At 71.0% G+C, this 14464-nt stretch carries 8 protein-coding genes, 1 tRNA gene and 2 pseudogenes; 2 read left to right on the top strand and 9 right to left on the bottom strand.

Annotated features, from left to right (window positions below; translation table 11 throughout):
• Positions 1 to 12: 12 nt before the first annotated feature.
• A pseudogene (locus FF36_RS40840) lies at positions 13 to 810 on the top strand (recombinase family protein); the annotation flags it as partial.
• 700 nt (positions 811 to 1510) lie between these two features.
• On the opposite strand, the gene FF36_RS14935 reads toward FF36_RS40840, so the two are convergent.
• From FF36_RS14935 to FF36_RS14930, 3 genes and pseudogenes are all read right to left on the bottom strand, one after another.
• Positions 1511 to 1584 (bottom strand) — tRNA-Ile (locus FF36_RS14935).
• Positions 1585 to 1648: 64 nt separating this feature from the next.
• Positions 1649 to 1814: pseudogene (locus FF36_RS37985) on the bottom strand (DUF3566 domain-containing protein); the annotation flags it as partial.
• 1 nt (position 1815) lies between these two features.
• Positions 1816 to 2320 (bottom strand): DUF3566 domain-containing protein (locus FF36_RS14930; RefSeq protein ID WP_242422512.1); only part of this gene is annotated, 505 nt, incomplete at its 3' end.
• Positions 2321 to 2477: 157 nt separating this feature from the next.
• Here FF36_RS14930 and FF36_RS14925 point away from each other — a divergent pair.
• Positions 2478 to 3326, top strand: a complete 849-nt coding sequence (locus FF36_RS14925; RefSeq protein ID WP_128423317.1) for a hypothetical protein — start codon at positions 2478 to 2480, stop codon at positions 3324 to 3326.
• A gap of 155 nt (positions 3327 to 3481) precedes the next feature.
• Here the strand turns inward: FF36_RS14925 and gyrA are convergent, their stop codons facing one another.
• The 6 genes from gyrA to dnaA form a co-directional block, all read right to left on the bottom strand.
• The gene (gene gyrA, locus FF36_RS14920) at positions 3482 to 5986 is read right to left on the bottom strand and encodes a DNA gyrase subunit A (protein WP_044885665.1); all 2505 of its coding nucleotides are present in this window, start codon (positions 5984 to 5986) and stop codon (positions 3482 to 3484) included.
• Between the two features lie 169 nt (positions 5987 to 6155).
• Entirely contained in the window at positions 6156 to 8090 is a 1935-nt protein-coding gene (gyrB, locus tag FF36_RS14915) for a DNA topoisomerase (ATP-hydrolyzing) subunit B (RefSeq protein WP_044885664.1), read from the bottom strand.
• 415 nt (positions 8091 to 8505) lie between these two features.
• The gene (locus FF36_RS14910) at positions 8506 to 9186 is read right to left on the bottom strand and encodes a DciA family protein (RefSeq protein WP_044885663.1); all 681 of its coding nucleotides are present in this window, start codon (positions 9184 to 9186) and stop codon (positions 8506 to 8508) included.
• A complete protein-coding gene (recF, locus tag FF36_RS14905) occupies positions 9176 to 10312 on the bottom strand; it encodes a DNA replication/repair protein RecF (RefSeq protein ID WP_044885662.1) in 1137 nt (378 codons plus the stop codon). Before recF ends, FF36_RS14910 begins: the two co-directional genes overlap by 11 nt.
• A 1-nt stretch (position 10313) precedes the next feature.
• On the bottom strand, positions 10314 to 11492 hold the full coding sequence (dnaN, locus tag FF36_RS14900; protein WP_044885661.1) for a DNA polymerase III subunit beta: 1179 nt from the start codon (positions 11490 to 11492) through the stop codon (positions 10314 to 10316).
• Between the two features lie 952 nt (positions 11493 to 12444).
• Complete coding sequence (gene dnaA / locus FF36_RS14895; RefSeq protein WP_044885660.1) at positions 12445 to 14052, bottom strand: chromosomal replication initiator protein DnaA; 1608 nt, start codon at positions 14050 to 14052, stop codon at positions 12445 to 12447.
• Between the last annotated feature and the right edge of the window lie 412 nt (positions 14053 to 14464).

Genomic DNA, 14464 nt, shown 5'->3' with positions numbered 1-14464 from the left:
GACGTCGATATCGTGATCGTCTACCAGCTCAGCCGGTTTGCGCGGGACCGGTACGAGGATGCCGCTTTCACGCTGCGGCTGCGGAATCTCGGGGTTGTTCTCGTCTCCGCGACGGAGAACATCGACGAGACGCCGGCCGGTGAACTCCTCCACGGCATGCTCGCCGTAATTAATCAGTATCAGTCTGCCGCCAGCGGGAAGGACATCAGCTACAAGATGCGGCAGAAAGCCGCGAACGGGGGAACCCCCGGACTCGCCCCGATCGGCTACCTCAACGTCCGGATACGCAGCGAGGGACGGAACATCGCCGATGTGATCCTGGACGAGGACCGGTGGCGACTCGTGCAATGGGCCTTCGAGCAGTTCGCCACGGGCGCGTGGACGGTGGACAGCCTCACCGACGAACTCAACCACCGCGGCCTGACCAACCGCGCCGCAGGGAAACGCCCGGAACGGCCCCTACAGCCCTCCCATGTCCACAAGATGCTGACGAACCGCTACTACATCGGCGTTGTCACCTTCGACGGCGTCGAATACCCGGGCGGCCGGCATCCCACCTTCGTCACGGAAAAGACTCTCACCAGGGTTCAGGGAATCCTGCGGTCGCGCGCCACCGCCGGGGACAAGCCGAGCAAGCATTTCCACCCCCTGAAAGGAAGCCTGTTCTGCGGTCAGTGCGGATCAGGATTCGGCATCATGAACGCGACCGGACGGGGCGGCGGGAAATACCCCTACTTCTACTGCCTCGGCCGGCAACGCGGGAATTGCGGACAGCCGTACGTGATGATCGAGGTGGTCGAACAGCTCGTGGCGGACTGGTGGCGCCGCGTGGAGATCACCCCGCGGCAGAAATCCCGGATACGCGACATCGTCCTCGACAGCGCGCAGACCCTCGTGACCAACGGCACCGAACAGGCCGACCAGCAGAAGCGCCGCATCAACGCCCTGGAAGACGAACGGCGCGCCTGCATGCGCGCCTACTACAACGGCGCGATCAGCCAGGAATTCCTCAAGGAAGAACAGCAGCGGATCGACCGCGACCTTGGTAAGGCGCGTGCCCTGCTCCACGCCAGCGAAGGCGAATGGCAGTCGATCGGCGCGATTCTCGACCGGTTGCTGAGCCTCTGCGAGGACAGCCACACCCTCTACACCACCGCCCCGGCACTCGTGCAACGCCAACTCAACCAGGCAGTGTTCAAGCGGTTCTGGATCATCGACAAGGGGATTCACGGAGCGGACCTGTTCCCCCCGCTCGCCCAACTCCTCGGCGACGATCTTGCCGACCTGCTGAGCCAGGAGACCAGGAATCTGATCAAGGCCCAGAGCGCCACAGACGAACCCGGACCCCCGGACCTACACGTCTCCACCAGCGAGGGACCCCCGACCGCCCACGAGGACGGCAGACCCCTTCACGGGCAAACGAAAGCGCCGTCCGGCATCTACCCGAACGGCGCTACGCCCTACCAGCTCAAGAGGAGCGAAGATCAAGTTTCAAACATCGCCACTCTTGTGGACCTAGGTGGACTTGAACCACCGGCCTCTTCCTTATCAGGGAAGCGCTCTAACCGACTGAGCTATAGGTCCCGGCAACGACTGCAACCATACAGGACGGCGGGGCCGGGGTGGCGGCCGCCGCCGTCCGTTGGCGCTACTGGTCGCTGAGGGTGAGTTCGATGCCGCCGATCATCTCGGCGCAGAGGTTGTAGAGCAGGGCGCCGAGAGTGGTCAGCGCGGTCATCAGGATGACGTTGATCGCGCCGATGAGCAGGCTGATCTCCATCGCGCGGCCGAACGACAGCCAGCCCTTGACGTTGNTGGCGCTGCTGTCGGTCAGGGTGTCCGCAGCGTCCGTGACGCTGTTGAACACCCCGATCGAGTTGAGCACGAACCACAGCACGGCGACCGCGACGAGCAACACGACGAAGACGCACAGGGAGAACGCGAAGCTGAGCCGGGTCACGGTCAGCGGGTTGACCTTGGACAGCCGCAGCTTGGCGCGCCGGCCGGCGCCGGGCGGGCGGATGGGACCCACGCCCGGACCGGAGCGACCGGGGCCGCGAGGGGCACTGGCCCGGTCGGCCGGTACGGCCTCGAGCTGGTCGTCGAGGGCGCCAGGAGAGGTCGTGGTCGCCGCGTGCGGGGACGCGGCGGCGGTGGCGGTGCCCGCGGACGCCGACGCGGCGATCGGCCGCTCGTAGGCCGCGGTCGCGTTGGCACCGCGGCCCGCGGCGGGCGCGGCCGGCCGCACCGCGTCGGGAGCGGGCACCCGCTCCGGCGCGGCACGGTTGCTGTCGGGCTTCGTGGTACCGCTCCTCGTCATGCTGGGCGGACGGACCAGGGAGATCGTGTCGGTCTCACCGGGCCGCTCGACCGGGTGTTCGGGGCGGGCACTGGGCAGGCCCGTCGTGCTTCGGCGGGCGCCGGGCGGCGTCGTACCGAGGGACTTCGCGGGCGACGATACGGCGGGGGAGCCGAGTTTGCGGGTAGCCGAGCCCGCATCGCCGCCGTGGGTCCCGGCGTTCTCGGGACGAGCCGACCCGGATGGGGGCACCGCCGACCCCGTGATACCGGCCGGGGCCCCGCCCGCTCCGTTGCGGGTCGGCGCCACCCGCGACCGGCCGGACCGTTCGTCCGCCGATGCCGCGGGCCGGGACGCCGCCGCAGAGCCGGCGGGAAGCGAGGACGACGGCGGCACCGAGGACGACGCTGACGGGGCCGATCCCGACTTGGACGGTGACGCGGACTTCGGTGACGCGGACTTCGGTGGCGCGGACTTCGGTGGCGCGGACCTGGCCGGCGCCGCGGACGACCGCGCCGGCTCCGCGGCCGCCGCCCGGTCGCCGCCCGCGCTGCCGGACGCCTTACCCCCCAGGACGGTCGAGGACGACGAGGCGGACGATCCCGGCTTCGACGAGATGGGCGGGGAGGCGGACGACGAGGCGGACGGGGAGGACCCGGCCGCGCCGGCCCCCGGGGTGCCCTCACGGCCGTCGTCGGCGTGTGGGGACTGCCCCCGGCCGGAACGCTGGAAGAAGGGGTTGCCTGCCGACGGGTCCAGCGAGCCGGCGCCGCCGGAACGGGCCCCGCCCGAGGCCGCCGGGCGGTCGCCGGCGGCCGGGGTGCCAGCGCCGCCGGCGGCCGCCCCGGCGGGGGGAGCTCCGCCGCCGGAAGCGCCGGCGGCGGGCATCTTCAGCGTTTCGCCGCCCGGCTCCCCGTCGCCGCCGTCGCCGGGGGGGCGGGAACGGTCGCCGTCACGCGCTCCCCCCGGCCCGGCGGCCGGGGAGGAGCCGCGGTGGACCGCCGACCGGGCGGGCCGGTCTTCCTGACTGTCGCTCACGGTCTACTCCCGGTTCGCTCCTGGCGGCGTACGCGGGCCATGCGCACGCCGGATCCCCGCTTCGGCGTCACCGCGGCACCGGGGGACGGCGCCGACGTCGAGGACCGCCATCGCCCCGGACCTGGACCGTTGCCGGCCCTGGGCTCAGCTCTCCTCGGCCCCGGGGTCGGTGCGGGCGTCGGCGTCCTCCACATCAGCATTGCGCGCCACCCCGACCACCTGCACACCGGTCTCCAGATCGATGAGGCGGACCCCCATCGTCTGCCGCTGGGCCCGGCGGACGTCCTTGGCGATCGTGCGCAGCACGCCCCCGTTGGAGGCGATCGCGTAGAGCTGGTCGTCCGGGTCGACGACGAGCGCGCCGACCAGGCCACCCCGGGTGGAGACGATCTTAGCCGTCAGCACGCCCTTGCCGCCGCGGCCCTGCACCGGGTACTCGGCCAGCGGGGTCCGCTTGGCGTAGCCGCCGGAGGTGGCCACCAGCAGGTCGGCGGTGGTGCCCGGCACGACGACGTCCATGGACAGCAGCTCGTCCTCGGCGTCGAAGCGCATGCCGATCACGCCGGAGGTGGCCCGGCCCATCGGCCGCAGCTGCTCGTCGTCGGCGTGGAAGCGGATCGACTGGGCGTTGCGGCTGACCAGCAGCAGGTCGTCGCCGGGCGCGACGAGGCGGGCGGCGATCAGCTCGTCGTCGTCGCGCAGGTTGATCGCGACGAGGCCGCCGGCGCGGTTGGAGTCGAAGTCGCTCAGGGCGGTCTTCTTGCACAACCCACGCTTGGTGGCGAGGACGAGGTACGGCGCGACCTCGTAGTCCTTCAGCGCGATGACCTCGGCGATCCGCTCGTCCTGGGAGAACGCGAGGATGTTCGCGACGTGCTGGCCCTTCGCCGACCGGGCCTGCTCGGGCAGCTCGTGCGCCTTCGCCCGGTACACCCGGCCCTTGTTGGTGAAGAACAGCAGCCAGTGGTGCGTCGTCGTGACGAAGAAGTGCTCGACGATGTCGTCCTCGCGCAGCGCCGCGCCCTGCACACCCTTGCCGCCCCGCCGCTGCGAGCGGTAGAGGTCGGTCTTGGTCCGCTTGGCGTAGCCGCCGCGCGTGACGGTGACGACCACGTCCTCCTGGGCGATGAGGTCCTCGATGGACATGTCGCCCTCGAAGGGAACGAGGCGGGTCCGCCGCTCGTCGCCGAACTTCTCGACGACCTCGGCGAGCTCCTCGCCGATGATCTGCCGCTGGCGGACCGGCGAGGCGAGGATGGCCTCCAGCTCGGAGATCCGCGCCCGCAGCTCGGCGGCCTCGTCGATGATCCGCTGGCGTTCCAGGGCGGCGAGGCGACGCAGCTGCATGTCGAGGATGGCGGTCGCCTGGATCTCCGACAGCGTGAAGCGTTCCATGAGCTGGCCGCGGGCGGCGTCGGCGGACTCCGCGTTGCGGATGAGGGTGATGACCTCGTCGAGGTGGTCGAGCGCGATGAGCAGACCGTCGAGGACGTGCAGCCGCTCGCGGGCCTTGCGCAACTGGTAGCGGGTGCGCCGGACGATGACGTCGACCTGGTGCTCGACGTAGTAGCGGACCATCTGGTCCAGGCGCAGCGTGCGCGGCACCCCGTCGACGATCGCCAGCATGTTGACGCCGAAGGTGTCCTGGAGCTGGGTGTGCTTGTACAGGTTGTTGAGCACGACCTTGGCGACGGCGTCGCGCTTGAGGTCGATGACGAGCCGCTGGCCGATGCGGGCCGAGGTCTCGTCGCGGACGTCCGCGATCCCGGTGACCTTGTTGTCGCGGACGAGCTCGGCGATCTTCTCGGCGAGGTTGTCCGGGTTGACCTGGTAGGGCAGCTCGGTGACGACGAGCTGGGTGCGCCCCTTGTTCTCCTCGACGTTGACCACGGCGCGCATCCGGATGCTGCCCCGGCCGGTCCGGTAGGCGTCCTCGATGCCGCTGCGCCCGACGATCAGACCCGAGGTCGGGAAGTCCGGCCCCTTGATGATGCCGATCAGCGCCTCGAGCATCTCCTCGTCGGTCGCCTCGGCGTGGTCGAGCGCCCACTGGACGCCGGTGGCGACCTCGCGCAGGTTGTGCGGCGGGATGTTCGTCGCCATGCCGACCGCGATGCCACCGGCGCCGTTGACGAGCAGGTTCGGGAACCGGCTCGGCAGGACCAGCGGCTCCTGCGAACGGCCGTCGTAGTTCGGCGCGAAGTCGACGGTCTCCTGGTCGATGTCGCGCAGCATCTCCATCGCCAGCGACGCCATCCGCGCCTCGGTGTACCGCATGGCGGCGGGCGGGTCGTTGCCGGGCGAACCGAAGTTGCCGTTGCCGTCGACCAGCGGGTAACGCAGGGACCAGGGCTGCGCGAGCCGGACGAGGGTGTCGTAGATGGCCGAGTCGCCGTGGGGGTGGTAGTTACCCATGACATCGCCGACCACGCGCGAGCACTTGAAGTACCCGCGGTCGGGACGGTAACCACCGTCGTACATGGCGTAGAGGACCCGTCGGTGGACGGGCTTGAGCCCGTCCCGGACCTCCGGCAGCGCGCGGCCGACGATGACCGACATGGCGTAGTCGAGATATGACCGCTGCATCTCGACTTCGATGCCGATGGGTTCTATGCGGTCGCCGGGGGGCGGCGGTAGGACGTCGACCACGGGGTCCTTCCAGGGCAGTGGGATCAGTCGTCAGGTGGGACGGGCGTCCCGGCGGGTGGCCGGGCGGTCCGGCGGGGCGCCAGCCACGATTCGCCCCGGGGTCGTCCCGGCCGGGCGGCGCGAGGCGGCGCCGCGCGGGCCGGACCGCCGCGGCACCGCTCACACCGCGTCAGATGTCCAGGAAGCGCACGTCCTTGGCGTTGCGCTGGATGAAGCTGCGGCGCGCGTCGACGTCCTCGCCCATAAGCACGGAGAACAGCTCGTCGGCGACGGCCGCGTCATCGAGGGTGACCTGGAGCAGGATGCGCTTGTCCGGGTCCATGGTGGTGTCCCACAGCTCGGTGGCGTTCATCTCGCCGAGGCCCTTGAACCGCTGGATGGCGTCCTTGGGCAGCTTGCGGCCGGCCTCCACCCCGCGCTGGACGAGCCCGTCGCGCTCGCGGTCGGAATAGGCGTACTCCCAGTCCTCCCGACCCCATTTGATCTTATACAGCGGCGGCTGGGCGAGGAACACGTGGCCGGCCTCGACCAGGGGCCGCATGAACCGGAACAGCAGGGTCAGCAGCAGGGTCCGGATGTGCTGGCCGTCGACGTCGGCGTCCGCCATCAGCACGATCTTGTGATAGCGCAGCTTGGCGATGTCGAAGTCGTCGTGGATGCCGGTGCCCAGCGCCTGGATGAGCGCCTGGACCTCGGTGTTCTTCAGGACGCGGTCGATCCGGGCCTTCTCGACGTTGAGGATCTTCCCGCGCAGCGGCAGGATCGCCTGGAACTTCGAGTCCCGCCCGCCCTTGGCCGACCCGCCGGCGGAGTCGCCCTCGACGATGTACAGCTCGCAGCGCTCGGGGTCGGTGTACTGGCAGTCGGCGAGCTTGCCGGGCAGGCCGGTGCCGCCGAGCAGGCCCTTGCGCCGGGTCAGGTCCCGGGCCTGGCGGGCCGCGATCCGGGCGCGCTGGGCGTCGAGCGACTTGCTGACGATGGCGCGCGCCTCGGTCCGGTTGACCTCGAACCAGTCCTTCAGCGCCGAGTAGCACATCTCCTGGACGAACTTCTTCGCCTCGGTGTTGCCGAGCTTCGTCTTCGTCTGGCCCTCGAACTGGGGCTGCGCGAGCTTCACCGAGATGATCGCGGTCAGGCCCTCGCGGATGTCGTCGCCCGACAGCCGCTCGTCGCCGCTCTTGGCGCCCGCCTTCACCGGCTTGAGCAGGTTCTGGTCCTTGGCGTAGGCGTTGACGGCGCTGGTCAGCGCGGCGCGGAAGCCCTCCTCGTGGGTGCCGCCCTCGTGCGTGTTGATCGTGTTCGCGAAGGTGTAGACCGACTCGCTGTAGCCGGCGTTCCACTGCATCGCGAGCTCGGCCTCGATGCCGACGCCCTTGGACTCCAGCGAGATCACGCTGCGGTGGATCGCGTCCTTGGTGGCGTTGAGGTGGGCGACGAAGTCGACCAGACCGTTGCTGTACTTGTAGGTGACCTCGAGGCGTTCCTCGGGGCGCTCGTCGATCAGCGTGATCGACAGGCCCTTGTTGAGGAAGGCCATCTCCTGCAGGCGCCGGGAGAGGGTCTCGAACTTGTACTCGGTCGTCTCGAAGATCGTCGGGTCCGCCCAGAAGGTGACCGACGTGCCGGTCTTCTTCGTTGTGCCGGTCTTCACCAGCGGCGCCGCCGGACGGGTCGCCACGTACGGCTGGAACCAGACGTGCCCATCGACCTGGATCTCCACGTCCAGCTTGGTGGACAGCGCGTTCACGACGCTGACGCCGACGCCGTGCAGACCGCCCGAGACCGCGTAGGATTTGCCGTCGAACTTCCCGCCCGCATGCAGCGTCGTCAGCACGACCTCGACCGCGGGCCGCTTCTCGGTGGGATGCATGCCCACGGGGATGCCGCGACCGTTGTCGACGACGCGGACGGCGCCGTCGGCGAGCAGGCTCACGACGATCGTGTCGCAGTAGCCGGCCAGCGCCTCGTCCACCGCGTTGTCGACCACCTCGTAGACGAGATGGTGCAGGCCGCGCTCCCCGGTGGAGCCGATGTACATGCCCGGACGCTTGCGGACCGCGTCAAGACCTTCGAGAACCTTGATCGAACTTGCATCGTAGGCCACGCGGCGGGTCCCCTCGTTCTGGGCGGAAGTATCCACCAGTCTACCCGCCGACCCGTTATAGCGGACGCAGGGTGACCCCTGACGTCTGCGCAGCGCCCCGTACGGCGGGACGGTGAACCCCCCTACGGGACCGCCGCCTCCCGGGGCCTTGGCGCGCCTTCACGACGGTCACCCGACGCGACGATCAACCTTCGCCCACATGATCGCCTCGCGTTGCACGCCCCGGCGACGTCCGGACCATCCCGACCGCCCGAGCGGACCGTCGCGAACAGTGAGCACCGGATCGCTCCTCCGGTCTGTCTGTCTCTTCCGGCGGGACAGCCGGCGCGCCCGCGGCGGCCGAGCAGGGCCGTCCCGGGCGCGCCCCCGTGACCGGCCTGTGTCGTGACCGGCCTGGCGTGACCGGCCGCCGAGCTCAGCCGTAGGTGTCGCGCGGGCCGCGGCCGGCGGTGCGGATCGGCCCGTGCCGCCACGACGGGGCCGTCGGGCCGCGCACCGTGATCCGCCGGACGACCTGCGGGCCGAGCTCCCGGTGCAGGATGGCGAGGATCTGGCGGGACAGCATCCGAAGCTGGGTCGCCCAGGCCGTCGACTCGGCGACGAGCTCGAGGTCGCCGTCGCGCAGCGAGACCGGCGTGCAGTGGTCGGCGATGTCCGGGCCGACGATGGCGTCCCACCGGGCGAGCACGCCGGCGTCGTCGGCCTGCGCCTTCCAGCCGCGCGTGGCGAGCAGCCGACTGATCGCGGTGCCGAAGGGGACCGGGTCGCGCCATTCCCGGCCCGGGGCGGCAATGCCCGGCAACCGCGGGCGCTGGGGCACCTGGCCGTCGTCCTCGCCGGACCGGGGCCGCCGACCGGCGCGGTCCGCGGCCGCGGGGTCGCCGCCGACGCCGGCTGCCCCGTCCGGACCGGGGCCGCCGGCGGAGGAGCCGGGCCAGGAACCGTCGGCGCGGGGTGACCCGCCGCGACGTCCCCTGGCCCGCTCGCGGGCGTCCCGCTTTGCCTGGGCGAGGATCTCCCGGGCCAGGTCGGCGCCGCGCCCACCACCCGGCGCCGAGGCCGGGGCGGGCTGATGGTCGTCGGGTTCAGCAGGCACGGAGCACCTCTCCCGCGGCGACGACGTAGCGGGTGCCGGTCAGCTCGGCCGGCACATCGGCCTCGACGGCGGCTGTGACCAGCACCTGCTCCGCGGGGGCGACGAGTTCGGCGAGTCGGGACCGCCGCTGGACGTCCAGCTCGGCGAAGACGTCGTCGAGGAGCAGGACGGGCTCGCGGTCGTCGGCCCGCAACAGCTCGAACGAGGCGAGCCGCAGGGCCAGGGCGAGCGACCAGGACTCGCCGTGGCTGGCGTAGCCGCGCGCCGGCAGCCCGTCGACGGTCAGCAGCAGGTCGTCGCGGTGCGGTCCGACCAGGGTCTGCCCGCGTTCGATCTCCCGCGGGCGGGCGGCCACCAGCTCGGCCCGGATCGCTTCCTCCCACTGCTCGCGGTCGGGGCGGACCGGATCCGGCGCCGGCTGCGGCACGCTGGCCCGGTACTCGAACCCGACCGCGGCCTGCGCGCCGGCCACCGCGGCGTAGGCCCCGGCCACCCCCGGACGCAGCGCCTCGACAAGGGCGAGGCGGGCGGTGAGCAGCTCGGCGCCGTAGCTGGCCAGGTAGCCGTCCCAGACGTCCAGGGTGCGCAGGTCACCCTTGCCGCCGGCCCGTCGGGCCGCCCCGGCCGTGCGCAGCAGGGTCGAGCGCTGCTTGAGCACCCGGTCGTAGTCGGCGAGCACCGCGGCCATCCGCGGGGTGCGGGCGACGAGCAGCTCGTCGAGGAACTGCCGGCGCCCCGCCGGGTCCCCCTTCACCAGGGCGAGGTCCTCCGGAGCGAACAGGACCGTGCACAGCAGCCCGAGGACGTCGCGGGGCCGGGGGACTGGTGCCCGGTTCAGCCGGGCCCGGTTCGCCCGCCCCGGCACGATCTCGAGCTCCACCAGGGCCGCGCGGTCGCCGCGCACGATCCTTGCCCGCACCACGGCGTGCGACGCGCCCTGGCGGACCAGGGGGGCGTCCGCGGAGACCCGGTGGCTGGCCAGCGTCGCGACGTACCCGATCGCCTCGATCAGGTTCGTCTTCCCCTGACCGTTGCGGCCGACCAGCGTGACCACTCCCGGACCAAGAGTGAGATCCAGGGACCGGTAGGACCGAAAGTCGACGAGGGACAGGTGGGTGAGGTGCACGTCACCCGTGCAGCCGGATCGGCATCAACAGGTACCGATAGTCGGGCACCTCGCCGTCGTCGTCGGCCTTGCCGGTGAGGATCGCCGGCTTGTTCGCGGCGACGGCCGGGTCCTCGGCACTGGCGAAGCCGATCCGCACGATGTCGGACTCCAACGCACCGAGCGCGTCGAGCAGGTAGGACGGGTTGAACGCCACCGAGAGCTCCGGGCCGTCGTAGGTCACCGGCAGCGTCTCCGTCGCCTGCGCCTCGCCGCCGGTACCGGCCTCCAAAACGAGATGGTCCGGAGAGAACGACAACTGCACCGGGGCGGTCTTCGCCGCCACCAGGGCCACGCGCTTGACCGCTTCCTGCAACGGCGCGATCTCGAGCTGGGCGATCAGCGGGGAACTGTCCGGAAGCAGCTTGCGGAAGGGCGGGAACTGGCCCTCGAGCAGCCGGGTGGTCGTCTGCCGGGTGGAACCCGCGAAGCCGGCGAGCGTCTCGCCGGACGGGCCCGTCCCCAACGCGATCGAGACCTCCACTCCCGACCCGGACAGCGACTTGGCCGTGTCCAACAGCGTCCGGGCGGGGACGAGGGCCACGGTGGCGGGGCCCGCCGCGTCCGCTTCGCCGGCGGAGTCGTCCGGACGCCACTTCAACGAGCGCACGGCGAGCCGGTAGCGGTCGGTCGCGGCGAGGGTGAGGGTGTCGCCTTCGATCTCGATACGGACGCCGGTGAGTACCGGGAGGGTGTCGTCGCGCCCGGCTGCGATCGCCACCTGCGCGACCGCAGCCGCGAAGGCCGATCCCTCGATGTGACCGGTGACGGGGGGCATGGCCGGTAGCGCCGGGTAGTCGTCCACCGGCAGCATCGGCAGCGCGAACCGGGCGTTTCCACAGGTGATCACGAGCCGGGTGCCGTCGATGCCGAGGTCGACCGGTGCGGCCGGCAGCGCCCGGGTGATCTCCGCGAGCAACTTGCCGTTGACGAGGGCGCGGCCCTCCTCCGACACCGTCGCGTGCACCGTGCCCTGCGCGGCCACCTCGTAGTCGTAGGCGGCGACCTTGAGCATCGGCCCGGTGGCGTCGAGAAGGAGGCCCGACAGCACCTGCAACTGCGTGGTCGGCCGGCTCGGCAGCGTACGGGCGGTCCAGGCGACCGCTTCGGTGAATTCGTCCCGTTCCACCCGGAACTTCATGGTTAGCCCTCCTTCGTCCCCTCCGGTGTTCGGAGTCAGCCCGTCGGGAACACCGATCAGCATCCCAGAGTGCCAGGCGGCCGCAGCGGGCGGTCGGCCCCACCACGAACGCTCACCCGGAGCCCACGAAGTGACACGGATCGCGCTCTTTCAAGATCGCGAAAAGTTGTCCACACCCCCTAGTACTTCAAGCTTTTGATCTTTCTAGAAAAAATTGAAGTTCGTGGTGGTAGTAGGGGCTGTGGATGCTGGGGATAACCTGCGTTTTCGCAGGTCAGAGGCCTGAAGAGCCGGTGCAAAACCTGTGGGTGGAGCTGTGGGTTTACGCAGTGGATATCCACATGCCGAGCGGTCGTCCCCAGGGACCACTCTGTCCCTCCACAGGCCGTCCCCGAGTTATCCACAGGCTGTCCACGCCTTCTTCCACCGATCCGCCCCCACGATGTCCACAAGGTTTTCCACAAGCTGTGGGCGGAACCACCCAGTGGGCTCGAGGCCGCCGGCCGGGTGTGCTACGGGACGCTTCGCGGTGTCCACCCCCGCGACGGTCACCCACACGCTGCGACAGCCGTCCCCGGGGATCCCCTGACCGGGCAACGCGCATCCCGCCCACCTCGACGCGTGAGTGCCGAGAGCCAATCGGCTCGGCCGCCGCCCAGACCGATGCCCGTTGCGGGTGCGTTCCGGACGGTTCGAGCCCGCAGACCGGGCAGAGCGCCCCGCGGTCCGTCCGGTCTGCGGGGCGCGTCCGGTCTGCGGTCCGTCCGGCGCACCGCAGACCGGACGCGTGGGCCGGCACAGCCCTGCCGGTGGCAGACGGCGGGCGGTCAGAGCGGGCGAGGCCCCTGTCGCCCCGCCCCCAGGGCCCCGGGGGCGGGGCACTCCTGCGCGGTCCCCGGGATCAGGGACCGGTGTCCGCCTGCCTGCTGCAATCGGAGCCGCCCTGCCCGAGTCAGGGTTGGCGGGCCTGGACCCGGATGCGGTTGGTCAGTTCGGTGACCTGGTTGTAGATCGCGCGCCGTTCGGCCATCAGACCGCGGATCTTGCGGTCGGCGTGCATGACCGTCGTGTGGTCGCGGCCGCCGAAGTGCTGGCCGATCTTGGGCAGCGACAGGTCGGTCAGTTCGCGGCACAGGTACATGGCGATCTGCCGGGCCGTCACCAGCACCCGGCTGCGGGAGGTGCCGCACAGGTCGTCCATGGAGACGCCGAAGTACGCCGCAGTCGCGTTCATGATGGCGGCGGCGGTGATGTCCGGGTTGCCGGCGTCCGGGATCAGGTCCCGCAGCACGATCTCGGCGAGCGTGCGGTCGACGTGTGACTTGTTCAGGCTCGCGAACGCCGCGACCCGGATCAGCGCCCCCTCCAGCTCGCGGATGTTGCGCTCGATGTGCGTGGCGATGTACTCGAGCACGTCGGGCGGCACCGGCAGGCGCTCGGTGGCGGCCTTCTTCGACAGGATCGCGATGCGGGTCTCGAGGTCCGGCGGGGTGATGTCGGTCATCAGGCCCCACTCGAACCGGCTGCGTAGCCGGTCCTCCAGCGCCGAGAGCTGCTTGGGCGACCGGTCGGAGCTGATGACGATCTGCTTCTCGCCGTCGTGCAGGACGTTGAACGTGTGGAAGAACTCCTCCTGCGTCCGCTCCTTGTTCTCCAGGAACTGGATGTCGTCCACGAGCAGGACGTCGATGTCCCGGTAGCGGCGCTGGAAGGCCTGCTGGCGGTCGTCCCGGATCGAGTTGATGAAGTCGTTGGTGAACTCCTCCGAGCTCACGTACTTGACCCGGGTGTTCGGGTACAGCTTCAGTGCGTAGTGGCCGATCGCGTGCAGCAGGTGGGTCTTGCCGAGCCCGGAGTCCCCGTAGATGAACAACGGGTTGTACGCCTTCGCCGGCGCCTCGGCGACCGCTACCGCGGCCGCGTGGGGAAACCGGTTGCTGTCCCCGATGACGAAGGTCTCGAAGACGTAGCGCGGGTTCAGGCGGGCCTGCGCCGGCTCGGTCTCCAGCGGCGCGGCGTCGCGGCCGAGCCCCGCGCCCACCCGCACCGGCGGAGTGCCCTCGGCGGAGTCGGGGAAGGGCAGCTCGCCGTTCACCGGCGCGCCGGCATCCCCCGCCCGCCGGGCGGTATCCGAGGCTGCCGTGCCGCCCGGCCCGCGCCCCCGGGAGCCGCCCGCGTCCCGCTGCGCGCCGCCGTCGCCCTCCCCCGGCCGGACGATCCTGATCGGACCGCTCATCGGCTCCGGGTCGGGCAGGTGCTCGACGGTGACCGCGACCCGGATCTCCCGTCCATAAGCTGTGGACAACGCTGTGGACAGGAACGGCCGTAGCCGGGAGTCGAGAAGCTCCTTGGTGAACTCGTTGGGGGCGGCGAGCAGGGCCGTGTCCTGCACAAGGCCGAGCGGGCGGGTCAGCCGCAGCCATGCACGCTGCTGCGCGGACAGCGTGCCGTCGGCGACCCCGGCGACGGCCTGGCTCCAGACCGCGGCCAGGTCCGGGTCGCCCGCGGGTTCCTCCCCGAAAGGTAGACCGGCGACGGAGTCGGCGCGGGGGTTGGACACGGGGGCTCCTCGGGCAGTTCGGTACGGTTTGCGGGCGGTGCTGGCCCCATGAGTGGGGTACGTCGCGGATGCTGATGTGGTCCCGGTCCGGCCGCGACCGGGACTTCTCGTCCCGATGGTTCTCCACATCGTCGTCCACAACCTGTGCATGGACACGGCAGGGCCTCCGGCGTGGCGGAACCGGCTCACTCCCGGTACGACGCCCTACTCCGGGCCGTCATCCGGATCTGCCCCGCCCCCGCCGATCGCCCTCTCCACAGGCGTTTTCCACAGGCCAGAGTGCACCCGGCCGGCGGTGCCCCCCGAACGCGGGTCTGCCCGGCACCGTCCGGCACCCGCATGCGCGGGATGTCGTCCAAGGATCGTAAGGCGCCGCCCGCACGGCCGTGCCGGGGCCGGACGGGAATGTCCG

The organism is Frankia torreyi, from assembly GCF_000948395.1.
Classification (GTDB): Bacteria; Actinomycetota; Actinomycetes; order Frankiales; family Frankiaceae; genus Frankia; species Frankia torreyi.
This window is presented reverse-complemented; position numbering and strand designations above follow the sequence as displayed.